Raw genomic sequence first — 23,987 nt, 5'->3', positions numbered from 1 at the left:
AGGAGAAGGAGTTATCTGGGTAGGGGCACGCCCGATGCTTCCGCCGGCCCCGTCCGTTCCGCGATCGCGAAGGCGACCGCATAGTCGTGTTCGTCGCTGACGCTGACGCGCACCGTCAGCCCACGTTCGTTCAGCCACTGCGCCAGCTCGCCGTGGCAATGCGCGTACGGCTCGCCCGACGGCAGGTTCAGCAGCTCCATCGCGCGCCAGGTCATCGGCCAGTGCATGCCCAGGCCGATCGCCTTGGAGAAGGCCTCCTTGGCGGCGAACCGCGTCGCCAGGAAGGCCAGTCCGCGCTTGTCGACGCGCGCGCGGCGCCGATGATAGACCGCCAGCTCCTGCGGCCCCAGCACCTTCTCGGCGAAGCGTCCGCCGGTGCGGGCCATCACGCCGCGCACGCGCTCGATCTGGATGATGTCGGTGCCGACGCCGTAGATCACGCCGGAGCCTTCGGCGCGGGATAACGCGTGCCGAGCCGGGCGGCGACCATGATCGCCTTCATCTCGCGCACCGCGTTCTGCCAGCCGGCGAATACCGCGTGCGCGACGATCGCGTGGCCGATATTGAGTTCGGCGATGCCCGGCAGCGCGGCGATCGGCTGCACATTGGTGTAGTGCAGGCCGTGGCCGGCGTTGACGACGAGGCCATGCTTCAGACCGGTGTCGACACCGTCGGCGATGCGGCGGAATTCGAGCGCCTGGTCCTCGCTCGTCTGCGCATCGGCATAGCGGCCGGTATGCAGTTCGATCACGGGCGCGCCGCTGGCGGCGGCGGCCTCGATCTGCTCGGCCTGCGCATCGATGAACAGCGACACGCGGATGCCCGCGTCGGCCAGCTGGCGGCACGCCGCCTTGACCTGCTCGAAACGGCCGGCCACGTCGAGCCCGCCTTCGGTGGTCACTTCCTCGCGGCGCTCCGGCACCAGGCAGACGTCCTGCGGGCGGATCTCGCAGGCGATGTCCAGCATCTCCTGCGTCAGCGCGCATTCGAGGTTCATCCGCGTGGCCAGCTGCGGCCGCAGCGCACGCACATCGGCGTCGCGGATATGGCGGCGGTCCTCGCGCAGATGCAGCGTGATCAGGTCGGCGCCGGCCTCCTCGGCCTGCAAGGCGGCCTGGATCGGATCCGGATAGACGGTGCCGCGCGCGTTGCGCAGCGTCGCCACATGGTCGATGTTGACGCCGAGCGCGATGAAGCTCGAGTTCGCACCGGGATGAGCGTGGAAAATCATAGGGGGATCACAGGGCTTGCAGGTCGATCAGGATCTGGCGCGTCTTCAGTGGCACGCCTTGCAGATGATAATGCAGAAGAAAGCGCATCAGCGCGCGGCTCTGCGTCACGGTCTGCGCGCGGCTGTAGTCGTCGCGGGACATGTCGAGCAGCGTCTGCCCGGACACGACCGGCCACGACGACGGATCGCTGGCATGCGCCCGCCGCACGCCGCGCTCGGGCTGGTAGACATAATCGAGGTCCGGCTGCACCGCCTCGCCGGTCGACGTGCAGCGATCGAAGGCGACCGCGAAGCCGGTCTCCTGCAGCAGCACGCGCTCGAAGCCGCGCAGCACCAGGGCGGCCGGCTCGCCCTGCCCCAGCCGTGTCAGCGTCGTCATGTAATGGCGGAACAGCGCCTCGTGCGCATCCTCGCGCGGACAGAAACGCAGCAGCAGCTCGTTCAGGTAGAAGCCGGACAGCAGCGCCTCGCCGGCCAGCGGCGGCATGCCGCCGATCCATTCGGCCTTCGTCAGCGTCTTGACCTCGCCGCGCCCGCTCCAGGACAGCGAGATCGGCAGGAAATGCTGCAGCACCGCGCGCAGCGCCGAATGCGGACGCTTGGCGCCCTTGGCAACCAGCGCCATGCGGCCGTGGTCGCGCGTGAAGACATCGACGATCAGGCTGGTTTCGCGATACGGCCACGCATGCAGCACGAAGCCCGGCTGATTGACCACGCGCAGCTCGGTGCGCGCCGGCACGATCCGCATCGCCCGATCCATCATCGCGCGCGCGCCGGCCAGCTCGGCGCCGACGCTGTCGAGTACTTCGGCGGCTTCCTCTGCCACCGGGTCCGCGCGGCGCGCGGAGGCGGTCCCGCGCCGCGCAGGCGCCGGGACCGCCGGGCGGTCACTCATATCCGTAGGCACGCAGTCCGGCTTCGTTGTCGGCCCAGCCGCTCTTGACCTTGATCCACAGCTCCAGGTAGACCTTGCCGTCGAACAGCTTCTCCATGTCCAGGCGCGCCTCGGTCGAGATCTGCTTGAGCTTGCTGCCCTTGGCGCCGATCACCATCGCCTTGTGCGCATCGCGCTCGACCAGGATCGTGGCAAACACGCGCCGCAGCCGGCCTTCGGTCTCGAACTTGTCGATGACGACGGTGCTGGTGTATGGCAGCTCGTCGCCGGTCCAGCGGAACACCTTCTCGCGGATGATCTCGGAGGCGAGGAAGCGCTCGCTGCGGTCGGTCAGCGCATCGGTGTCGTACATCGGCTCGCCTTCCGGCAGATAGGGCCGGATGATGCCGAGCAGGCGCTCGATATGGTCGCGCGTCTTGGCCGACATCGGCACCACCTCGCGGAACGGAAACTGCTGCCCCATCTTCTCGAGGAACGGGAACATGATTTCCGAGCGCCGCTCGCCCGGCAGCCGGTCGATCTTGTTGACGATCAGCAGCACCGGCGTATTGCGCGGCAGCAGCGTCAGCACCTTCTCGTCGTCGGCGCCGTACTGGCCGGCCTCGACCACGAACAGCACCAGATCGACCGACGACAGCGTCGAGGTCACGGCGCGATTGAGCGAGCGATTGAGCGCGCTGGCATGCCGGGTCTGAAAGCCAGGCGTATCGACGAACACGTATTGCGTGTCGTCGGTGGTCTGGATGCCGACCAGCCGGTGGCGCGTGGTCTGTGCCTTGCGGGACGTGATGCTGATCTTCTGGCCAACCAGCGCATTGACCAGGGTCGACTTGCCGACGTTGGGCCGCCCGACGATGGCCACGGTGCCGCAGCGGAATGCCGCGGGCGGGTTTGCCGCGGCGGAGTCCGTGGACTCCGGTTGCGGGCGATTCGATTCGGTCATTCCTTCAACCTGAGAGACAACTGCGGATCCGGGGGAACGGGCTGCTTGCGGGTCTTGCCGGTGCGTTCGGCGCGACTGCGCTTGAGCAGCTGGGGCACCAGCCGCTGCACCTCTTCCAGCGCCAGCTTGGCGGCCGCCTGTTCGGCGGCACGGCGCGAGGCCCCGGTGCCGAATACCTGCACTTCCAGTTTAGGCACGATGCATTCGACTTCAAACTGCTGATTATGGGCGGCGCCGTGGGTCGCGATCACGTTGTACTGGGGCAGCGCGATCTTGTGGCCCTGCAGGTATTCCTGCAGCAGCGTCTTGGCGTCCTTGCCGAGCGTGCGCGGGTCGACCTGTTCGAGGATCGGAATATAGAGCTTGCGGATCAGGCTGCGGGCGGCCTCGAAACCGGCGTCGAGAAAGACTGCACCGACGATGGCTTCGAGGGCGTCCGCCAGGATCGAGGGACGGCGGAAGCCGCCGCTTTTCAGCTCGCCTTCGCCCAGCCGCAGGGACTCCGACAGCTGCAGCATCTGCGCGATCTCGTACAGCGCCTGCTGCTTGACCAGATTGGCCCGCACGCGCGACAGATCGCCTTCGTCGAGCTTGCCGAACATGCCGTACAGCATGTCGGCGACGGCGCAGTTCAGCACCGAGTCGCCCAGGAATTCCAGCCGCTCGTTGTGCTGCGCGCTATGGCTGCGGTGCGTCAGCGCCTGCTGCAGCAATTCGGGCTTGCTGAAACGGTAGCCGAGTCGTTGCTGCAAGGCGTCGAGGTTCATGTCAGTACTGCGTTCCCGAAGAGGTAGTCGAATGGCGCGCTCCGGCCGGTGGCCGCCGTTTATTGGAACGACCCCACCCGGCCCAGGTTGCCGAGATTCATCCAGATCAGGAATGCCTTGCCGACGATGTTCTCGTCCGGCACGAAGCCCCAATAGCGCGAATCCAGGCTGTTGTCCCGGTTATCCCCCATGACGAAATAGTGGCCCGAAGGCACCTTGCAGGTCACGCCCTGCTGATTGTAAGTGCAGTTTTCGCGGAAGGGAAAATCTGGGTCGGCGCCCGCCACGAAGGCCGGGCGGTCGGCGTCGTTCAGGATGCCATGCGGCGCGCCGCCCGGCAGGGTTTCCTTGTAATGCTTGGAATACGACAGCCGCTCCTCGTCCAGATAGTCGGGCAGCGCGTCGTATTGCGCGGGCTTGCCATTGACGGTCAGCCGCTTGTTTTCATAGGTCACCACATCGCCGGGCACGCCGATCACGCGCTTGATGTAATCGAGCGACGGATCCTTCGGATAGCGGAACACCATCACGTCGCCGCGCTGCGGCTCGCCCAGCGAGACGATCTTCTTGTTGACCACCGGCAGACGCAGGCCGTATTCGTACTTGTTGACCAGGATGAAATCGCCGATCAGCAGCGTCGGGATCATCGAGCCGGACGGGATCTTGAACGGCTCGACCACGAACGAACGCAGCACGAACACCGCCAGGATCACCGGGAAGAAGCTGGCCGAGTATTCGAGCCACCACGGCTGGCGCAGCTTCTCCTCGGCCAGCCTGCTGCGCGAGGATTCGAACTCGGTGCCGGAGCCATGCCCCGGCATCGCGGCGCGGCGCGCATCGAACTCGGCCAGGGCGGCCTGCGCCGATACCCGGCGCTGCTTCTGGAACACCAGCTTGTCGGCCACCCAGGCAATACCGGTGATGACCACCAGCACAAAAAGGATCAGTGCAAAATTCATGACGGCTAGATCGTTGGCGAAGTCTTATTGGTGCGGACCGGAGGGCATCGGGGCTGCGCCGGCGTTGCGCCGGTTCGCCACGCTTGCCGTCCGGCGCGTCATTTCTCTTCCACCTGCAGAATGGCCAGGAACGCTTCCTGCGGAATTTCGACCGTGCCGACCTGCTTCATGCGCTTCTTGCCGGCCTTCTGCTTTTCCAGCAGTTTCTTCTTGCGCGAGATATCGCCGCCATAGCATTTGGCCAGCACGTTCTTGCGCAGCGCCTTGACGTTTTCGCGCGCAATGATGTTCGAGCCGATCGCCGCCTGGATGGCGACGTCGTACATCTGGCGCGGAATGATTTCGCGCATCTTGGCGGCAACCTCGCGGCCCCGGTATTGCGAATTGGAACGGTGCACGATGATCGAGAGCGCATCGACCTTGTCGCCGTTGATCAGGATATCGACCTTGACCACATCGGAAACGCGGTACTCCTTGAACTCGTAATCCATCGACGCATAGCCGCGCGATACCGATTTGAGGCGGTCGAAGAAATCGAGCACGATCTCGGCCATCGGAATCTCGTAGGTCAGCTGCACCTGCTTGCCGTGGTAGCTCATGTTGACCTGCGTGCCCCGCTTCTGCGTGCACAGCGTGATCACCGAGCCGACGTAATCCTGCGGCATGTACAGATTGACCGTGACGATCGGTTCCAGGATCGCGTCGACCTTGCTCGGGTCGGGCATCTTGGCCGGGTTCTCGACCTGGGCCATGGTGCCGTCGCGCATCTGCACCTGATAGACCACCGTCGGCGCGGTGGTGATCAGGTCCATGTCGAACTCGCGCTCGAGCCGCTCCTGCACGATCTCCATATGCAGCAGGCCGAGGAAACCGCAGCGGAAGCCAAAGCCCAGCGCCTGCGAGACCTCGGGCTCGAACTGCAGCGACGCATCGTTCAGGCGCAGCTTTTCCAGCGATTCGCGCAGCGCCTCGTACTGGTTCGCTTCGACCGGATAGAGACCCGCGAAGACCTGCGGCTTGACTTCCTTGAAGCCGGGCAGCGGCGCCTCGGCCTTGCGTGCCACCGTGGTGATGGTGTCGCCGACCTTGGCCGCCTTCAGTTCCTTGATGCCCGCGATCACGAAGCCGACCTGCCCCGCCGACAGCGACTCGCGCGGAATCGACTTGGGCGAGAAGATGCCGACCTGCTCGACCAGATGCTGCGAGCCGTTGGCCATCAGCAGCACCTTGTCCTTGGGGCGCAGCGTGCCGTTGACCACGCGCACCAGCATCACCACGCCAACGTAGTTGTCGAACCACGAATCGATGATCAGCGCCTGCAGCGGCGCGTCCGGGTCGCCCTTGGGCGGCGGCACCTTGGCGATCATCGCCTCGATCACGTCCTCGACGCCCTGGCCTGTCTTGGCCGAGCACGGCGTCGCGTCGTGCGCGTCGATGCCGATCACGTCCTCGATCTCCTGGATCGCGTTGTCGGGGTCGGCCTGCGGCAGATCGATCTTGTTGAGCACCGGCACCACTTCGACGCCGAGCTCGATCGCGGTGTAGCAGTTGGCCACGGTCTGGGCCTCGACGCCCTGCGAGGCATCGACCACCAGCAGCGCACCTTCGCAGGCGGACAGCGAGCGGCTGACTTCATAGCTGAAGTCGACGTGTCCCGGGGTATCGATCAGGTTCAGGTTGTAGACCTTGCCGTCGCGCGCCTTGTAGCTGAGCGCCGCGGTCTGGGCCTTGATCGTGATGCCCCGCTCCTTTTCGATATCCATCGAATCCAGGACCTGGGCCTCCATTTCGCGGTCGGAAAGGCCCCCGCACAGCTGGATGATGCGATCGGCCAGGGTCGATTTCCCGTGGTCGATATGGGCAATGATCGAAAAGTTACGGATATGGTCCATCGGTTGGTCAGGGGAGCGCCGCGGCAGCGCATTGGCAACGGGCGATGGCGACGTACGCGCATCCGGCCGCGGCACAGCATGTCATGGGCGGAGGGACGGGCGGCCCGCCGGGCGCGCCTGGGCCCGGCCGCAGGTTGGTGGCGCGCTTGCGCCCGACCGTTTCCACGGTCGGCGGCTTTCGCGCCAGACGGCGATTTTACCGGATTTTCAAGGGGGTCCCGCAGCTCAATCGCGCGGCGGAACGGGAAAATGCGGGGCAGCCGAAATCGGCAGGGTTATCTCGTCGCCCCACGCAGCGGGAAACCCGGCGACGCGCACGATGTGCGCGCGGAAAGACGCCGGCTCCCCGCTTGCACGGGGACGCGGAGACGAGGCAGCGTCGTCGATCAGCGGGCGGCGCCGCCGTTCGGGCGCAGCGTCAACACCTGGGTGGCGTCACCGCGGCGAACGAAGATTGCCGCCATGCGGCTCTTGTCCAGGCCGCGCACCAGCTCGTTGAACTGGCGGGCACTGGTCACATCGGTGTCGCCCAGACGCAGGATCACGTCGCCCGGACGGATGCCCGCGCGCGCCGCGACCCCTTCGGCCGCCTGGACCTCGACGCCCGACTTGATCTTCAGCTCGCGCAGCCGTGCCTCGGACAGATCGCCGACCACCAGGCCCAGCGCATTGGGCTTGGCGCCTGCCGCGCCGTCATCGCCCGGCGTGGTGCCGGCGCGCGGACGCGGCTTGGCATCCGGCTCGAGCTCGGCCACGGTGATGGTGACCTCACGGGTCCCGCCCTTGCGCCACAGCTGCATCGGCACCCGCGAGCCGGGCTTGGTCTCGCCGACCAGACGCGGCAGGTCCGAAGCGCGCTCGATATCGCGGCCGTTGAACTTCAGGATGATGTCGCCCGCCTCGATGCCGGCCTTTTCGGCCGGACCGCCGGGCTCGACGCTGCCGACCAGCGCGCCCCGCGCGCGGCCCAGGCCCAACGAATCGGCGACCTCCTTGGTGACATCGCCGATCGCCACCGCGATCCGGCCGCGCGTGACCTTGCCGGTCGACTTCAGCTGCTCGCTGACGCGCAGCGCCTCGTCGATCGGAATCGCGAACGAGATGCCCATGTAGCCGCCGCTGCGGCTGTAGATCTGCGAATTGATGCCGATCACCTCGCCGCGCAGATTGATCAGCGGCCCGCCCGAGTTGCCGGGGTTGACCGCGACGTCGGTCTGGATGAACGGCAGGTAGTCGCCGGTGTCGCGGCCCTTGGCCGACACGATGCCGGCGGTCACGCTATTGTCCAGGCCGAATGGCGAGCCGATGGCCAGCACCCATTCGCCGACGCGGATCTTGTTCGAATCGCCCATCTGCAGGCGCGGCAGGCCGTTGGCATCGACCTTGAGCAGCGCGACGTCGGTGCGCCGGTCGGTGCCGATCAGCCTGGCCTTGAACTCGCGCTTGTCGGGCAGCGTCACGTAGATGGTTTCGGCGTCGGCGACCACGTGGGCGTTGGTCATCACGTAGCCGTCGGCGCTGATGATGAAGCCGGAGCCGACCCCGCGGCTCTGCTCCTCGCCCTGCGGCGGCTGGCCGCGGCGCGGCGTTCCAGGCGGCGTGGGCGCGCCCGGCATCGGGATGCCGAAGAAGCGCCGGAAGAACTCGGCCATCTCCTCGTCCTCGGGCGTCATGCCGCGCGAACGCACGCGCTCGGTGGTGCGGATGTTGACCACGGCGGGGCTGACGCGCTCCACCAGGTCGGTGAAGTCGGGCAGGCTGTAGTTCGAGGCGGCGGCCTGCGCATGGACCGGCGTGGCCAGCATGGGACCCACCGCCAGCACGGCGGCCAATGCCATGGTCCTGGCCACGGCGTAATAGTTTGACGACATGGTCGACTCCCGCGAGTTCAGCGTAACAGGGTAAGCAAGCCGGGGCGCCCGGTCCAGTCGGGGCCAGCCCGGAGGCTGTCCACGGAACCGTCCGAAGAACTTCCGGAGAATGCGCCCGGGCGTGTGCGGGCGGGCGCGCCGGCGCGCGCCGCATCCCGGCTCAGCGTGGCTTGGGCGCGCGGTATTCCACCGCGGCCGCGAACTGCTTGACCGTGGCCGCCGGCACCTCGCCGACGACGGTGATCCAGAAATCGGCGACCTTGCGCACCACCACCTGGGTCGCGCCCAGCGAGGCAACGCCCTCGCGGCGCACCCGCTGATCCGATACCGGTTCGATGAAGACCGACAGCCCGGTCAGGCCATCGCTGTAGACGACCTGCAGCACCTCGAACACCTGCTCGCGGCCGCTGCCTTGCGGGTTGCGCAAATCGCCCAGCGGGCGGCGCACCTCGCGAATCTTCTGGAAGCCCTTGACCGGCACCGCGATCAGCCAGCCCTCTTCGGCGATATTGGCCGGCTGATAGTTGATCTCGTAGCGCTGCCAGTTGCTGGCATTCTTGATCGCGCCGAGGATCTTCTGCTTTTCGGACGGCACGCCGATCTCGATCTGCGAGAACGCGACCTGCTCGAGCACCTTGCCGCCCTCGCCGATGGTCTGCGCGCGCATCAGCAGGCCCGAGTGCTTCTCGGCCCAGAGGCGGACCGCATAGCGGGCACCGTCGTGCGGCACCAGCGAGAACACTTCGCATTCCATGCCCGCCACGCGCTCGGGCGAGAGCCTGCGCATCTCGTAGAGATCGAGCACGTCGCCCTTGTTGGTGGCCAGCAATGCCGGGAAGCGGTCCTTGGCGTCCTGGCGCTCGACCACGACAAGCTTGGCCTCGGGGATCAGGCTATGGACGATGTCGTTCTGGCGCAGCACCTCGCGCGGCTTGCCGTCGAGCGTCTCGAGCCGCTCGTACTCGTTGTGCACAAGGTCGCTGAAATGCTGGATGCGCGAGGCATGCATGACGCTGCCGCGCTGGTAGATCAGAGTACCGACGTAGTTTTCGCGCTGCGCGGCGCGGTGAATCTTGCCAAGCCAGGCCGCGGCATCGCGGCGCGCCAGCGTGGGCTCGGGCGTTTGCGCCGTCGCCACCGCGGCCGTCAGGCACAAGGCGAGAAAAAAGGACCTCCTCAGGGCCCTTATTCCTTGCGCGCCCGCTGCATGGGCGGGCGCCCATCCTTTTTGCATGTCCGGCATTATTCCTGCGTGTTGTCCTGAGAGAAGCTTGCACTATTGGCGACGTTGCGCATGGTGGGCACCATGGCATTGGTCGTCACGGACACCCGGTGAACCCGCAGGTACTCGTCCAGGCGCGGATCGCGAATCATCTGGCCGGCGTCGGCCGCGACGGTCAGCACGCCGCTGGCCTTGGGCGCCGCGGGGACGCCTTCACTGGTGCTGGCCACGATGGCGCCGGGCGCGGCCGGATCGGCATCGCGCATCTGCGGCACGACCACCCAGCTGACTGCCGCGACGGCAGCCGCGATCGCAGTGCCCGGCATCACGCGGCGCACCCACGACGGGCGCAGCAGAAGACGATGGCGGCGGACCGGCGCATCGGCCAGCGCGGCCGGCGCCAGCAGGTGCGGCTCGTCTTCGAGACGGCTCGCAAAGCGCGACACGAAAGCCGCGGTCGAGCCGGCATGGGCGAGATCCTCGGAACGCAGCGTGTCGCCGATCAACTGGAACACCGACCATTGCTCCTGGCCCGGCTCGCTCTTGGCGAGCGCCAGCACGGCCTCGAATTCATGCGGCGCCAGTTCGCCGTCGATCAATGCGGAAATCTGCTCCGCTGCCTCGGGCGCATGAACCGATTGCCTGTGAGCCTGACCCATTTCCAACCCCTCGATAACCATCGAACACCGAACAATCCCGTCACAATACTGTCGCTTCTCGATGCAGGAGCAGGCTGCAACGCTGGCCGCACGACATGTCTTTGACTTCTACCACCGCTTGCCCTCTGCCGTTCCCAGCAGCGGGCGCAATTTTTCCGCAATCGCTTCGCGTGCCCGGAAAATGCGCGATCTGACCGTACCGATCGGACACCCCATCGCTTCGGCGATTTCCTCGTAACTGAGGCCTTCGATCTCGCGCAGCGTGATGGCGGTTCGCAATTCTTCCGGCAGGGCCTCCATGGCGCGGTTGACGGTGTCCGCCACCTGGCGCGTATGGAGCATCGACTCCGGCGTATTGATATCCCTTAGTTGCTCACCATCCGCAAAAGTTTCAGCCTCTTCGGCATCGATGTCGCTGGACGCTTCGGGCCGCCGGCCTTGCGTGGCCAGGTAGTTCTTGGCCGTGTTGACAGCGATCCGGTACAGCCAGGTGTAGAACGCCGATTCCCCGCGGAATTGGGGCAAGGCGCGATATGCCTTGATAAAGGCATCCTGCGCCACATCCTCGACTTCAGCGGGGTCCCTGACCAGACGCGAGATCAACCGGATGATCTTGCGGTGGTATTTGGCCACCAGCAGTTCAAAGGCCCGCTTGTCGCCCTGCTGGACGCGTTCAACAAGGAGCTGGTCGGCTTCGCGTTCGCTCACGAATAGTTCACCTGCAGTGTATCTCTTGGTATCGCCGTCAAAACAAACGTTGTATTTTACCTACGCCGCACCCCGCGAAACGACCGCGGAGCGAAAAGCGTATTGACAGCGGTGGCGAATGCCACCGGGCGTCAGTATGCATTAAGCGGCACCGCTTGGGCCGCCAATCATGTCGCCTGCCGCGTTCAAAGCGATCCCGGCGCCCCATGCAGTGCGCGCAGCAGCGCCCGCCGCGAGGCATCGGCCGCTTCATCGCGGCCATCGGGAACGCCAGCGCTCCCAATCAGCAGCACGCGCGGCACGTCGGCTTGCGCGGGCGCCAGGCGCAGCACCGAGGCGACACTACCCAACTGCCAGCACGCCATGACCCGGGCCCGCGCTTCGGCGCCCTCGGGCAACGCGACCACGATCTCCGTCGCCGAACCGCCCGGCGCGATCCGGACAAGGCGGCATGCCGCCGCCAACCATGCGGCTCGCCACGCGCGGACACCCGACAGCGTGGCCGCCGCCGCGAGCACCGCCCACCACAGCGGCGCCGTCTCGCCCGCCCGCCACCCCTGTTCCGCCCGCCACAGCAGCCACAGCAACGCGGCAAGCTCGCAGCCCAGGAACGCCATCAGCAGCCAACGCTGCGGATGACGCCCCGGGAACGGGAAGCAAGGGAGCGGCCGGCGGGCGCCGGCTTCAGGCACGACGGAAGACGAGCGTGCCGTTGGTACCGCCGAAGCCGAAGTTGTTCTTGACGGCTACGTCGATCTTCATTTCACGCGCGGTGTTCGGCACGTAATCGAGATCGCACTCGGGGTCCTGATTGAAGATGTTGATCGTCGGCGGCGCGACCTGGTGATGCAGGGCCAGCACCGTGAAGACCGACTCCAGGCCGCCGGCGCCGCCCAGCAGATGGCCGGTCATCGACTTGGTCGAGTTCACCGCGATCTTGTAGGCGTGTTCGCCGAAGGCCAGCTTGATTGCGTCGGACTCGTTCTTGTCGCCCAGCGGCGTCGAGGTGCCGTGCGCGTTCAGATAATCGACTTCGTCCGGATTGACGCCCGCGTTCTTCAGCGCATTGACCATGCAGCGGCGCGGACCGTCGGTATTCGGCGCCGTCATGTGGAACGCATCGCCGCTCATGCCGAAGCCCGACAGCTCGGCATAGATCTTGGCGCCGCGCGCCTTGGCCGACTCGTATTCCTCGAGCATCATCACGCCGGCGCCCTCGCCCAGCACAAAGCCGTCGCGGTCGACATCCCACGGACGCGAGGCGGCCGCCGGATCGTCGTTGCGGGTCGACAGCGCACGGGCCGCGGCAAAACCGCCGATACCGAGCGGCGATACAGTCGATTCCGCGCCGCCGGCCAGCATCGCGTCGGCGTCGCCGGCCTCGATCAGGCGCGCGGCCAGGCCGATGCTGTGCAAGCCGGTGGTGCAGGCGGTCACGGCGGCCAGGTTCGGGCCCTTCAGGTTGTGGTTGATCGACAGGTGGCCGGAGATCATGTTGATGATCGAACCGGGCACGAAGAACGGCGAAATCCGCCGCGGACCGCGATTGGTCAGTTCCGCGTGCGTGTCCTCGATCATGGGCAGGCCGCCGATGCCCGAGCCGACCAGCACGCCGATGCGATCGGCGTTGGCCTCGGTCACTTCCAGGCCGCTGTCGCGCAGGGCCTGGGTGCCGGCCGCGATGCCATAGTGGATGAAGGTATCCATATGGCGGGCTTCCTTGGCGGGAATGTAATCCTCGACGTTGAAGCCCTTCACTTCGCCGGCGAAATGCACGGCCAGCGCGGAGTGATCGAATTTGGTGATGGTGGCAATGCCGGACTTGCCGGCAACCAGATTGGCCCAGCCTTCGGCAACCGTGTTTCCGACCGGAGACACAAGGCCGAGCCCGGTGACGACGACGCGACGACGGCTCACTATGATTTCCTACGGGTGGATGAGGCAAGGCGGAACGGGCGGGAAGCCCGCGGCACCGTCAAGGCGCCAAGGCGATTCCGCCGCGCCGGCAGGCCGGCGCACCGGCCAATCTGCCGGCCGGACCGACGGCGCGAATCCCGGCCGGCAGTTCGGCGGCACGATGGCCGATGATGGAGCCAGCTTCGGCCCCACCGCAACTCCGCTTGCTCGAACAAACGAAAGCCACAGAAAACGGCACAACGGGATCTGGCGACCCCTCTGCCCGTTTTCTGTGGCCCGGAATCCGGATACGACAGGCTTAGGCCTTGACGTGCGCCGACGCGTAGTCGATGGCCTGCTGCACGGTCGTGATCTTTTCGGCTTCCTCATCGGGAATTTCCATGCCGAATTCATCTTCCAACGCCATCACGAGTTCGACCGTGTCGAGCGAGTCGGCGCCGAGGTCGTTCACGAACGAGGATTCGTTCTTGATGTCGGCTTCGGCGACGCCGAGTTGCTCTGCCACGATCTTCTTGACGCGTTGTTCGATATTGTCCATTTAGCCCTCCAGGGAAGTTCGACAAAAAAGTGGGCGCATTTTAGCAGGTTTGGCCTCTGAAAATGCCGTCCGCAGTCTTTCGCAAGAAATGCGCCCGTTCTTCTAAAAAAGGGGGTGACGCCAAGGCGTCGCGCCCCCCTCAGTTCATATACATGCCACCGTTGACATGCAGCGTGGTGCCGGTCACATAAGCCGCCTGCGGACCGGCCAGGAAAGCCACCGCGTTGGCGATGTCCTCCGGCTGACCGAGCCTGCCGAGCGGAATCTGGGTCTTGAGCGCGGCATGCTGCTCTTCCGACAGCACCTTGGTCATATCGGTATCGATAAACCCCGGTGCGACGCAATTGACGGTGATGTTGCGGCTGCCGATTTCGCGGGCCAGCGCCCGCGTCATGCCTTCCACGCCCGCCTTGGCCGCAGCATAGTTCATCTGGCCCGGGTTGCCGGTCGAACCGACCACCGAGGTGATGTTGATGATGCGTCCGCCGCGCGCCTTCATCATCGGCCGCAGCACACCGCGCGACAGGCGGAACACCGCCGTCAGGTTGGTATCGATCACCGCGCTCCAGTCCTCGTCCTTCATCCGCATCGCCAGCTGGTCCTGCGTGATGCCGGCATTGTTGACGAGGATGTGGATGCCGCCGTGATTCTTGACGATCTCGTCGATCAGCGCCTCGCAGCGTGCCGCGTCGTTGACGTCGAGCACCGCGCCGGCGCCCTTGAGTTGCTCGGCGGCCAGGTACTCGCCAATCGCGGCGGCGCCCTTTTCGCTGGTGGCCGTGCCGATCACCAGCGCGCCCTGCCGGGCCAGTTCCAGCGCGATCGCGCGGCCGATGCCGCGCGAGGCGCCCGTCACCAGCGCGACCTGATTGTCCAGGGTCTTGCTCATCCCGTTGTTTCTCCTTGTTGCGGTGCGTGCGGATCAGCCGCGCACCAGCGCCAGCGTGTCCTGCAGCGAGGCCGGATCGACGATCGCGCCGCCGACCAGATTGCCGTCGATGCGCTTGGTCAGCCCGGCCAGCACCTTGCCCGGACCGCATTCGATCACATGGGTGACGCCGTCGGCGGCCATCTTCTGCACCGACTCGACCCAGCGCACCGGCGCCGCGGCCTGGCGCACCAGCGCATCCTTGATCGCCTCGGGATCGTCGACGATGGCGACGTCGACGTTGTTGATCAGCGGAATCGACGGCGCCGAGAACTTCAGGCCGGCCATGCGCTCGCGCAGGCGGTCCGATGCGGGCTTGAGCAGCGACGAATGGAACGGTGCCGACACCGGCAGCGGCAGCGCACGCTTGGCACCCTTGGCCTTGGCGATCTCGCAGGCCTTCTCGACCGCTGCCTTGGCGCCGGCGATCACGACCTGCGCCGGCGCATTGAAATTGACCGCTTCGACCACGCCGGCCGCCGAGGCCTCGGCGCAGGCGGCGCGCACGTCGTCGTCGGACAGGCCGAGGATCGCGGCCATGCCGCCCTCGCCCACCGGCACCGCTTCCTGCATCGCCTGGGCGCGGAAGCGCACCAGCGGCACCGCGTCGGCAAAGGGAATCACGCCGGCGGCGACCAGCGCCGAATACTCGCCGAGGCTATGGCCGGCCACCAGCGCCGGGGCCGGGCCGCCGGCCTCGCGCCAGGCACGGTAGATCGCCACCGCGGCGGTCAGCATCACCGGCTGGGTGTTGGTGGTCAGGTTCAGCTCTTCGGCCGGCCCTTCGGCGATCAGGCGCGCCAGGTCCTGGCCCAGCGCGTCGGACGCTTCCTGCAGCGTCGCGCGCACCACCGGGTTGTCGGCGAAGGCATTGAGCATTCCGACCGACTGCGAGCCTTGGCCGGGGAAGACGAATGAGAATTTCATCGGTTTCCGATCGGTTTGAAAATGGAATCGTCGGCGCCATCGCGCATCGGCCGCGCACATCATCGTGCCGCGCGCCGATGGCTGGCACCAGCTTGCGAATTACATACGCAGCAGCACCGCGCCCCAGGTGAAACCGCCGCCCACGCCTTCCATCAGCACGTGGTGGCCGGGGCGAATGCGCCCGTCGCGCACCGCGACGTCGAGCGCCAGCGGAATCGATGCGGCCGACGTGTTGCCGTGTTCGTGCACGGTCGCGATCATGCGCTCGAGCGGCAGGCCCAGCTTCTTCGCGGTGCCCTGCATGATGCGGATATTGGCCTGGTGAGGAATCAGCCAGTCGAGCTTCTCGGCCGGAAAATCGGCCGCGGCCAGCGTCTCGCGCGCGACCTTGTCGAGCACGCTGACGGCGAGCTTGAACACCGCCTGGCCATCCATGTGCAGGAACGCATTGCCGGTGATATTGCCGGCCGCGACATTGCCCGGCACGCACAGGATATCGACGTGGCTGCCGTCGGCATGCATCGCCGAGGACATCACGCCGGGCTCGTCCGACGCGGTCAGCACCACCGCGCCGGCGCCGTCGCCGAACAGCACGCAGGTGGTGCGATCGTTGAAGTCGAGGATGCGCGAGAACACTTCGGCGCCGATCAGCAGCACGTTGCGATGCGAGCCGCTGCGGATGAACTTGTCCGCGGTGGCCAGCGCATAGGCAAAGCCGGAGCAGACCGCCTGCAGGTCGAACGCCGCGCAGTGGTTGGTGATGCCGAGCTTCTGCTGCACCAGGCAGGCGGTGCTCGGAAATACGTAGTCCGGCGTCGAGGTGGCGACGATGATCAGGTCGATCTGCTGCCGGTCGATGCCGGCCGCTTCCAGCGCGCGCTCGGCCGCCTTGACCGCCAGATCGCTGCTGGTGACATCGGGCTCGGCCCAGTGGCGCGCCGAGATGCCGCTGCGCGAGACGATCCACTCGTCGCTGGTCTCGATGCCCTTCTCGGCCAGCTGCGCCGCGAGCTCGTGATTGGTGACGCGCCGCGGAGGCAGGTAGCTCCCCGTGCCGATGATTTTTGCGTAGCTTGTCATGTGGTGTCGGATCGTATTGCCGGACTCAGCGCGACCCCGGCGCGGCGGCATGCCGGCCTGGCCGGTGCTGGCGCACGAGGCGTGGGACCAGGGGCACCGGCATCGCCGCTGCCTCGGTAATGCTGGGCAGGATCATGCGGCGTGTGCGCTGCGACCCGCGTCGGGCGGGTCTGTCTCCTGGCCCGCGGATGCGGTGCCCGCGGTGCTCGTCTTGTTGGCGAACGCCTGCGAAATCCGGGCGATGACGCCATTCCTGGCCGCATCATACCCGCGTTTGATAGCCCACTCAAAAGAGTGGGCATCGGCGGAACCGTGGCTCTTGATCACCAGCCCGCGCAGCCCGAGCAGCGAGGCGCCGTTGTAGCGGGCCGGATCGAGCCGGCGCGCCAGCCGCGTCAGCACCGGCATCGCGATGCCGGCCAGCAGCTTGGTGAACCAGGAGCGCGTGAATTCCTCCTTGATCATGCTGCCGATCATCTTGGCCAGGCCCTCGGTGCTCTTGAGCGCCACGTTGCCGACGAAGCCGTCGCACACCACGATGTCGGTGGTGCCCTTGAAGATGTCGTTGCCCTCGACGTTGCCGTAGAAGTTCAGCTCCGAGGCGCGCAGCAGTTCGCCGGCGCGCTTGACCACCTCGTTGCCCTTGATCACTTCCTCGCCGATGTTCAGCAGGCCGACCGTCGGGTGTTCCTTGTGGTCGACCACCGCGACCATGGCCTCGGCCATGCGGGCAAATTGCAGCAGATGTTCGGGTTCGCAGTCGGCGTTGGCGCCCAGGTCCAGCACCGTGGTGCCCCAGCCCTGTTCGTTCGGAATGGTGGTGGCGATGGCCGGGCGCTCGATGCCTTCGAGCGTCTTGAGCACATAGCGCGACACGGCCATCAGCGCGCCGGTATTGCCGGCCGAGATGCAGGCGTCGGCGCGGCCTTCCTTGACCTGGGTCACCGCGACGCGCATCGAGGAATCCTTCTTCTTGCGCAGCGCGACCTCGACCGGGTCGTCCATCGTGATCACTTCGGTGGCGGCCACCACGGTCACGCGCGGATGGTTCAGCGCGTGCAGCTTGCGCAGCTGCGGCTCGATGGCATCCGGCCGCCCCACGAGCACCATCTCGGCATCCTCGTGGGCGGCAAGAAAACTGATCGCCGCCGGCACCGTCACGGACACGCCGTGATCGCCACCCATGCAGTCGATAGCGAGTTTGATCGTCATTGTTTGCTGATGCGCGAGGCGCCGAATCCGCGCTGCGGAGGCCTCGCAGGGAAAGCGGCGCCAGCGTTCACGCTTGCCGCGGCCAACAAAAAAGCGGCAAGGAGTTTGCCGCTTCTTTGTATGTCTTCTACCTGCAAGCGCGTGCGGGACGCAGCGTCACGCCGAGCGAATGCGTCAGTCGTTCTTGGTCTTGACGACCTTGCGGCCACGGTAGTAGCCGTTCGGGCTGACGTGGTGACGCAGGTGCGTTTCACCGGTGGTCGGCTCGACTGCCAGCGGCGCGACGGACAGGTGATCGTGCGAACGATGCATGCCGCGCTTGGACGGCGACTTCTTGTTCTGTTGAACAGCCATGATGACTCCTTGGAGAATTTGCGGATATTAACACACGCATCCTGCACGAGGCGTAGCCGGGCCCGGCCGGATGCTGATTACGGTACGACGTTGTTACTGCCGAAGCGCGCCGCCGCGGACCTGGTCCGCGCGTCAGTGCTTCGTCTTCAGACTGGCCAGCGCCGCAAAGGGCGACGGCCGCTTTTCTTCTTCCTGCTCGTCCTCGGGTTCCGGTTCGACGCTGCCGTCGGCTCCGGTGACCAGGCTCTCATGGACTTCGGGGCAGACCTCGTGCTTCGGCGCCACCGGCAGCGACAGCAGGATCTCGTCCTCGATCAGCGCCAGCAGATCGAATCGGCGCGAGCCCGCGATGACATCGATCTCGTCGTCGTCCATCGGCGCGGCATCGGCCTCGGCTTCGCTGGCCACCACCTCGAACCGGGTCGCGGTCGAGATCGGCTCGGCGTAGACCGCCAGACAACGCTGACAGTTCAGCCACATGCTGCCCTGCACCGCCAGATCGAGAAACAGGCGCCGGCGCGCCGGCTTGCCGGGCTCGGCCGCTTCGTCCTGGGCGGAACCGCTCATCGTGTAGCGGAACCGTTCGTCCGGGGCCGAGGCTGGCGCTTCGGCGGAGGTCTCGGCTATGATGCGCGGCAATTCACGCGCCGCGATCTCGCCGGCCGCCGAGCCCGAGGACCGGCAGAACTCGAAGAGATCGAACGCTTGCAAGTCGATGGGCTGAGTCATGTCGCTGGGTGCGCCTGTGATGCAGGGCGCTGGCAATGCTGCTGAACGCTGGTCCTGTCGCCGCAGCGGCCATCGAGTGGCGAGGCCTCCGCATTACGCCGCACGAGGCGCTGGCAGGACACCACGCGGCGGATGCCTGCGCGGTAAAACGCGTGATTATACGTCGAAATCCGAGCCGCAGTCAAAGTCGCCAGCGCTTGCCTGTTGCGCATTCCTCTTTCGCTTCAATCACTTATATGTCTTCCGCCGTGACACCCGCCGCGCCATCCGCGGCACCGCTTCCCTCGGCGCCGGCCGCGGCCCCCAGGCTGATTCTTGGCTCGAGCTCGCGCTATCGCCGCGAGCTGCTGGAGCGCCTGCGCATTCCGTTCGAGATCGACGTGCCGGACATCGACGAGACGCCGCTGGCCGGCGAGGCGCCGGAGGCGACCGCGCTGCGTCTGTCGCGCCGCAAGGCAGAGGCGATCGCCGCCCGTCACCCCGGCGCGCTGGTGATCGGCTCCGACCAGGTCGCCACGCTGGACGGCGTCCAGGTCGGCAAGCCGGGCTCGCACGAGCGGGCACTGGAGCAGTTGCGCTGGATGCGCGGCCGCACGGTGACGTTCCATTCGGCGCTGTGCCTGCTGGACGGGCGCAGCGGCGAGGTCCAGCTGGAGGAGGTGCGTACGCTGGCGACCTTTCGCGAGCTCGACGACAGCGAGCTGGAGGCCTATCTGCGGCTCGAGCAACCCTATGACGTGGCCGGCAGCGCCAAATCGGAAGGACTCGGCATTGCGCTGCTGTCGCGCGTCGAGTCCGACGATCCGACCGCGCTGGTCGGCCTGCCGCTGATCGCGCTGACCGGCATGCTGCGCCGCGCCGGCTATCCCTTCTTCACGGCCTGATTCCGCGGGCCTTCCCTCTCCGCTGTCGAGGACATCCGCCCATGAGCGGCACGCTATACCTGATTCCCAACACGCTGGGCAAACGCGACGAGGCCGACCCGCTGCCGGCCGTGATCCCGGCCGACGTGCAGCAGATCGCCGCCAGCCTGGACTACCTGGTCGCCGAAAACGCCAAGACCGCGCGCGCCTATCTGAAGAAGCTGGGGCAGACCTGCCCGCTGGCGCGGCCGATCCAGCAGATCGAGATCCGCGAGCTGAACGTCAATACGCCCGAGGCCGCGCTGGCAGAGCTGCTGGCCCCGGTGCTGGCCGGCCGCGACGGGGGCCTGCTGTCGGAGGCCGGGGTGCCGGCGGTGGCCGACCCCGGCGCCAATCTGGTGCGGCTGGCTCACGCGCGCGGCGTGCGCGTGCGGCCGCTGGTCGGGCCCAGCTCGATCCTGCTGGCAGTGATGGGCTCGGGGCTGAACGGCCAGAGCTTTGCCTTCAACGGCTATCTGCCGGTCGATCCGGCCGAGCGCACGCAGCGCCTGCGCGAACTGGAGCAATGGTCGCGCAAGCACCGGCAGACCCAGGTCTGGATCGAGACGCCGTATCGCAACGAGGCGCTGCTGGCGGCGCTGAAGACCACCTGCGCGGGCACCACGCTGCTGTCGATCGCGGTGGACCTGACGCTGCCGACCGAGACCATCGTCACGCAGCCGCTGTCGGCCTGGCAGCCGGGCCGGCTGGAATTGCACAAGCGGCCGGCGATCTTCTCGATCCTGGCGGCCTGAACGGCCGCGCTGCCCCACGCGCCGGCCGGCGTCAATACAGCGACTGCAGCCGCGAACTCCACATCAGGGTCTTGGCGGCCGCGGTCCCGACCGCGGCGCCGAAGCGCTTGGCGACGCGCTCGGCGATGTTCTCCTTGACCGTGTAGTCGACGATGTCCTCGGCCTTCAGCACGTCGCGCGCCACCGACTCGGCGCTGCCCAGCCCGTCGGCCAGGCCTAGCTCGATGCTGCGCTCGCCGGACCAGAACAGGCCCGAGAACAGCGTCGGATCGTCTTTCAGCCGGTTGCCGCGCCCTTCCTTGACCACTGCGATGAACTGCTCGTGGATCTGGCGCAGCATCTGCTCGGCGAACGCCTTCTGCTGCGGCGATTCCGGCGAGAACGGGTCCAGCATGCCCTTGTTGGCGCCCGCGGTGTACAGCCGCCGCTCGACGCCGAGCTTATCCATCAGACCCGTGAAGCCGAAGCCGTCCATCAGCACGCCGATCGAACCGACGATGCTGGCCTTGTCGACATAGATCTTGTCGGCCGCGGCGGCGACGTAGTAGCCGCCCGACGCGCAGATTTCCTCGACCACGACATACAGCGGCTTGGACGGATGCAGCGAGCGCAGGCGCTGGATCTCGTCGTTGATGATGCCGGCCTGCACCGGCGAGCCGCCCGGGGAATTGATCTTCAGGATCACGCCGGCCGCGTTGGCATCGGCGAAGGCGGCCTGCAGCGATGCGTTGATCGACTCGGCACTGGCCGGCGTGCCGGCGGCGATCTCGCCCTCCAGCGTGACCATCGCCGTATGCCGGCCGCTGGTAATGGCGCCGTCGGTCTTGAAGTCGAACAGCGAGAACAGCACCAGCGCGAACAGCGCGAAGCCGGCCAGGCGGAAGAAGATCTTCCAGCGGCGCGCCGCCCGCTGCTCGCGCAGCGTGGCCATCAGCACGCGTTCGAGCACATCGCGCTCCCAGCCGGCGCCGGTCTTGACCGGCCCGGCCGACTCGCCCTTGAGCCGCGCCTTGCGCTCGACCGACTCGCGACGCGCGGCGGCCTCGGCATCGCGGACCTCGGCCTCCAGCGGGTAATCGGCGTGGCGCGCGGTTTCGAGCCGCTCGCCGGCGCCGCGCCCGCCCGGGCTCTCGTCGCCGCGGCCCGGCTCGGCATCCGGCTCGTTCGGATTCACCGGCGGTTTGTTCTGATCTGTCATGCAAATACTCTCGAACGGGCGCCGCTGCGCGGACGTGGCCGACGTTGCGCTGGAGCCCGAAGGTTTCCCGTCAAAAAAAGCGATGCCGATGCGCGGCCGCGGCGTGCCCGCTTACGGGACGGGCGGTGGCGACGGCAGCGAGGGCGGATCGTCGTACGGCGACTCCGGTATCCAGTAGACGGCGCCGTCGCGCTCCTCGACGCGCAGCTTGGCCAGCGACGCGCCGCGGCACGGTCCGCCGACGCACAGTCCGCTGTCGGGCGCATAGGTCGCGCCATGTGTGGCGCACATCAAGTATAGGCCCGACGACTCGAAAAAGTGGCCTTCCTGCCAGTCGAGCTCCATCGGCACATGGGCGCACTGATTCAGATAGCCATGGACCTGCCCCTCGAAGCGCACCGCGAAGGCGCCGATCTCCCGGCCCCCGACCGCAACCGTGAAGCGCACGCCGACGCCGCCTTCGACCAGTTCGTCCGCCGCGCACAGCCGGCGCGCCTGGACCGGCAGGGCCGGGGTATTCGCCAGCGGACCGGTGTCAGGGCCGGAATCAGCCATGGGTATGCAGCCAGTCGCTGAGGTCGGCGATCGAACTGGCGCAGTGCAGCGGCGTCATCGCGCGCAGCGAATCGGCCGGGTGGGCGCCATAGCAGACGCCGATGCCGTGGGCGCCGGCGTTGACCGCCATCTGCAGGTCGTGCGTGGTGTCGCCGATCATCACCGTGCGCGCCATGTCCTGGCCCAGCTCGCGGGTCAGCTCGTGCAGCATCGCCGGATGCGGCTTGGAGAAGGTCTCGTCGGCGCAGCGCGTGGCGTCGAAGAGCGCCGTCAGACCGGTGGCGGCCAGCGCCCGCTGCAGTCCGACGCGGGTCTTGCCGGTGGCGACGCCGAGGAAATAGTGCTGGCCGCGCAGCGCCTCGAGCATGTCCCGCACGCCCTCGAACAGCACCAGTTCGGCGTCGCGCGTCAGGAAATGGTAGCGATAGCGCTCGGCCAGGCGCGGATAGTCGACCGGATCCAGCGTCGGAATCGCATATTCGAGCGCGTCCTTCAGCCCGAGGCCGATCACGTGGCGGGCGGCGTCCTCGTCGGGCACCGGCAGGCCCAGGTCGCGGCTCGCCAGCTGGATGCACTTGGCGATGGTCGGGGTGGAATCCATCAGGGTTCCATCCCAGTCGAAGACGATCAGGTCGAAGCGTTGCCGGGCCATGGGGTTCTCGATCGAAAAAATGGGGCTGCCGGGACGGATAACGATGTCGTCCGGCTACGGGGATGGGGTCGCGGAAGCCGGATCGGGCAGTCCCGCCTGCCCGATCTGCCTGAGCTGCCGCAGGAACGTTTCGCACTCGTCCGGCAGCGGCGCGCTCAGCGTCAGCGCCTGGCCGCTGCCCGGATGCACGAACGTCAGCCGGTGCGCGTGCAGGAACATCCGCTTCAGGCCCGGCCTGGCGCCGGCGCGGGCCAGCGCCTTGTTCAGCGCGAAGTCGCCGTACTTGTCGTCACCGACGATCGGAAAGCCGAGCTGAGCCAGGTGCACGCGGATCTGGTGGGTGCGGCCGGTCTTGAGCTCGGCCTCCAGCAGCGTGTAGCCGGGGAAGGAGGCGACGCGGTTGAACACCGTATGCGAGGGCTGGCCGTCGGCCTGCACGCGCACGCGGCGCTCGCCGTCCGGCGTGGTGTACTTGAACAGCGGGAAGCGGGCGTGCTGGCGGTTGTGGCCGAATTCGCCGGCGACGCAGGCGAAATAGCGCTTGTCCATCGCATTGTCGCGGATCTGCTGGTGCAGATGCACCAGCGCGGCGCGCTTCTTGGCCAGCAACAGGATGCCCGAGGTTTCGCGGTCGAGCCGGTGCACCAGTTCCAGGAAGCGGGCCTCGGGGCGTGCCTGGCGCAGCTGCTCGATGACGCCGAAGGCCACGCCGGAGCCGCCATGGACCGCCACGCCGGCCGGCTTGTCGATCACCAGCAGATGGGCGTCCTCGAACAGCACCGGGAACGAGGCCGCGGGCACGTAGGTATCCGATGCGGCGGCCGTCGCCACACGAAGTGGCGGAATGCGCACAACGTCGCCCAGCTTCAGCCGATAGGTGGCGTCGACGCGGCCTTTGTTGACCCGTACTTCGCCGGAGCGCAGGATCCGGTAGACGTGGCTCTTGGGCACGCCCTTGGCCACCCGCAGCAGGTAGTTGTCGATCCGCTGACCGTCGGCGTCTTCCCCGATGGTCACATACGCCACCTGGGGCGCATCCGTGCCGGATCGCACCTCTTTTTCAATTCGATGGCGTAACTCATTCATTTTCAAA

At 67.0% G+C, this 23,987-nt stretch carries 26 protein-coding genes; 2 read left to right on the top strand and 24 right to left on the bottom strand.

Annotated elements, in window-relative coordinates; translation table 11 throughout:
• Positions 1-11: 11 nt before the first annotated feature.
• The 20 genes from acpS to F7Q96_RS10445 all read right to left on the bottom strand — a co-directional run bounded on the left by acpS (position 12) and on the right by F7Q96_RS10445 (position 18,832).
• On the bottom strand, positions 12-440 hold the full coding sequence (gene acpS / locus F7Q96_RS10540) for a holo-ACP synthase (RefSeq protein ID WP_053822155.1): 429 nt from the start codon (positions 438-440) through the stop codon (positions 12-14).
• Positions 437-1,231 carry a pyridoxine 5'-phosphate synthase gene (gene pdxJ / locus F7Q96_RS10535; protein ID WP_053822156.1) on the bottom strand — a complete coding sequence of 265 codons (795 nt, stop codon included), beginning with the start codon at positions 1,229-1,231 and terminating at the stop codon, positions 437-439. Before pdxJ ends, acpS begins: the two co-directional genes overlap by 4 nt.
• A 7-nt stretch (positions 1,232-1,238) precedes the next feature.
• A complete protein-coding gene (gene recO, locus F7Q96_RS10530) occupies positions 1,239-2,126 on the bottom strand; it encodes a DNA repair protein RecO (RefSeq protein ID WP_053822157.1) in 888 nt (295 codons plus the stop codon).
• The gene (gene era / locus F7Q96_RS10525; RefSeq protein ID WP_053822158.1) at positions 2,119-3,069 is read right to left on the bottom strand and encodes a GTPase Era; all 951 of its coding nucleotides are present in this window, start codon (positions 3,067-3,069) and stop codon (positions 2,119-2,121) included. The genes recO and era overlap by 8 nt, the downstream gene beginning before the upstream one ends.
• Positions 3,066-3,836 carry a ribonuclease III gene (gene rnc, locus F7Q96_RS10520; RefSeq protein WP_006578554.1) on the bottom strand — a complete coding sequence of 257 codons (771 nt, stop codon included), beginning with the start codon at positions 3,834-3,836 and terminating at the stop codon, positions 3,066-3,068. The genes era and rnc overlap by 4 nt, the downstream gene beginning before the upstream one ends.
• A gap of 59 nt (positions 3,837-3,895) precedes the next feature.
• Entirely contained in the window at positions 3,896-4,795 is a 900-nt protein-coding gene (gene lepB, locus F7Q96_RS10515; RefSeq protein WP_053822159.1) for a signal peptidase I, read from the bottom strand.
• 98 nt (positions 4,796-4,893) lie between these two features.
• A complete protein-coding gene (lepA, locus tag F7Q96_RS10510) occupies positions 4,894-6,687 on the bottom strand; it encodes a translation elongation factor 4 (protein ID WP_053822160.1) in 1,794 nt (597 codons plus the stop codon).
• A gap of 386 nt (positions 6,688-7,073) precedes the next feature.
• Positions 7,074-8,558 (bottom strand): DegQ family serine endoprotease, encoded by a 1,485-nt coding sequence (locus F7Q96_RS10505; protein ID WP_053822161.1) that lies wholly within the window; start codon positions 8,556-8,558, stop codon positions 7,074-7,076.
• A gap of 160 nt (positions 8,559-8,718) precedes the next feature.
• A complete protein-coding gene (locus tag F7Q96_RS10500; RefSeq protein WP_053823143.1) occupies positions 8,719-9,792 on the bottom strand; it encodes a MucB/RseB C-terminal domain-containing protein in 1,074 nt (357 codons plus the stop codon).
• An 8-nt stretch (positions 9,793-9,800) separates the two neighbouring features.
• Positions 9,801-10,439 (bottom strand): sigma-E factor negative regulatory protein, encoded by a 639-nt coding sequence (locus F7Q96_RS10495; RefSeq protein ID WP_151022605.1) that lies wholly within the window; start codon positions 10,437-10,439, stop codon positions 9,801-9,803.
• A 108-nt stretch (positions 10,440-10,547) separates the two neighbouring features.
• Complete coding sequence (gene rpoE / locus F7Q96_RS10490) at positions 10,548-11,147, bottom strand: RNA polymerase sigma factor RpoE (protein WP_006578764.1); 600 nt, start codon at positions 11,145-11,147, stop codon at positions 10,548-10,550.
• A 185-nt stretch (positions 11,148-11,332) separates the two neighbouring features.
• The gene (locus F7Q96_RS10485; RefSeq protein WP_053822163.1) at positions 11,333-11,764 is read right to left on the bottom strand and encodes a hypothetical protein; all 432 of its coding nucleotides are present in this window, start codon (positions 11,762-11,764) and stop codon (positions 11,333-11,335) included.
• A gap of 67 nt (positions 11,765-11,831) precedes the next feature.
• Positions 11,832-13,064 carry a beta-ketoacyl-ACP synthase II gene (fabF, locus tag F7Q96_RS10480; RefSeq protein ID WP_053822164.1) on the bottom strand — a complete coding sequence of 411 codons (1,233 nt, stop codon included), beginning with the start codon at positions 13,062-13,064 and terminating at the stop codon, positions 11,832-11,834.
• A gap of 298 nt (positions 13,065-13,362) precedes the next feature.
• Entirely contained in the window at positions 13,363-13,602 is a 240-nt protein-coding gene (acpP, locus tag F7Q96_RS10475; protein ID WP_006577662.1) for an acyl carrier protein, read from the bottom strand.
• A gap of 139 nt (positions 13,603-13,741) precedes the next feature.
• Positions 13,742-14,491, bottom strand: coding sequence for a 3-oxoacyl-ACP reductase FabG (gene fabG / locus F7Q96_RS10470; protein WP_053822165.1), 750 nt, complete (start codon positions 14,489-14,491; stop codon positions 13,742-13,744).
• 33 nt (positions 14,492-14,524) lie between these two features.
• Positions 14,525-15,457: an ACP S-malonyltransferase gene (gene fabD, locus F7Q96_RS10465; protein ID WP_053822166.1), complete on the bottom strand. Its 933-nt coding sequence runs from the start codon at positions 15,455-15,457 to the stop codon at positions 14,525-14,527.
• A gap of 99 nt (positions 15,458-15,556) precedes the next feature.
• A complete protein-coding gene (locus F7Q96_RS10460) occupies positions 15,557-16,537 on the bottom strand; it encodes a beta-ketoacyl-ACP synthase III (RefSeq protein ID WP_006577659.1) in 981 nt (326 codons plus the stop codon).
• A 132-nt stretch (positions 16,538-16,669) separates the two neighbouring features.
• The gene (gene plsX, locus F7Q96_RS10455) at positions 16,670-17,749 is read right to left on the bottom strand and encodes a phosphate acyltransferase PlsX (protein WP_053822167.1); all 1,080 of its coding nucleotides are present in this window, start codon (positions 17,747-17,749) and stop codon (positions 16,670-16,672) included.
• Positions 17,750-17,923: 174 nt separating this feature from the next.
• Complete coding sequence (gene rpmF / locus F7Q96_RS10450; RefSeq protein WP_006577657.1) at positions 17,924-18,103, bottom strand: 50S ribosomal protein L32; 180 nt, start codon at positions 18,101-18,103, stop codon at positions 17,924-17,926.
• Positions 18,104-18,235: 132 nt separating this feature from the next.
• Entirely contained in the window at positions 18,236-18,832 is a 597-nt protein-coding gene (locus F7Q96_RS10445) for a DUF177 domain-containing protein (protein ID WP_053822168.1), read from the bottom strand.
• A gap of 236 nt (positions 18,833-19,068) precedes the next feature.
• On the opposite strand from F7Q96_RS10445, the gene F7Q96_RS10440 reads away from it, so the two are divergent.
• Positions 19,069-19,716, top strand: a complete 648-nt coding sequence (locus tag F7Q96_RS10440) for a Maf-like protein (RefSeq protein ID WP_249041663.1) — start codon at positions 19,069-19,071, stop codon at positions 19,714-19,716.
• A gap of 41 nt (positions 19,717-19,757) precedes the next feature.
• Positions 19,758-20,489: an SAM-dependent methyltransferase gene (locus F7Q96_RS10435; protein WP_053822169.1), complete on the top strand. Its 732-nt coding sequence runs from the start codon at positions 19,758-19,760 to the stop codon at positions 20,487-20,489.
• A 31-nt stretch (positions 20,490-20,520) separates the two neighbouring features.
• Here F7Q96_RS10435 and F7Q96_RS10430 read toward each other — a convergent pair whose 3' ends face one another.
• From F7Q96_RS10430 to F7Q96_RS10415, 4 genes are all read right to left on the bottom strand, one after another.
• Complete coding sequence (locus F7Q96_RS10430; protein ID WP_151022603.1) at positions 20,521-21,687, bottom strand: S49 family peptidase; 1,167 nt, start codon at positions 21,685-21,687, stop codon at positions 20,521-20,523.
• A 111-nt stretch (positions 21,688-21,798) separates the two neighbouring features.
• A complete protein-coding gene (locus tag F7Q96_RS10425) occupies positions 21,799-22,242 on the bottom strand; it encodes a Rieske (2Fe-2S) protein (protein ID WP_053822170.1) in 444 nt (147 codons plus the stop codon).
• Positions 22,235-22,894 carry an HAD-IA family hydrolase gene (locus F7Q96_RS10420; protein ID WP_053822171.1) on the bottom strand — a complete coding sequence of 220 codons (660 nt, stop codon included), beginning with the start codon at positions 22,892-22,894 and terminating at the stop codon, positions 22,235-22,237. Before F7Q96_RS10420 ends, F7Q96_RS10425 begins: the two co-directional genes overlap by 8 nt.
• 54 nt (positions 22,895-22,948) lie before the next feature.
• Positions 22,949-23,980 (bottom strand): RluA family pseudouridine synthase, encoded by a 1,032-nt coding sequence (locus F7Q96_RS10415; protein ID WP_053822172.1) that lies wholly within the window; start codon positions 23,978-23,980, stop codon positions 22,949-22,951.
• Between the last annotated feature and the right edge of the window lie 7 nt (positions 23,981-23,987).

This window comes from Cupriavidus gilardii (assembly GCF_008801915.1).
Lineage (GTDB): Bacteria > Pseudomonadota > Gammaproteobacteria > Burkholderiales > Burkholderiaceae > Cupriavidus > Cupriavidus gilardii.
Note: the sequence above shows the minus strand (reverse complement) of the source record. Positions and strands in the feature narration are given on the sequence as shown.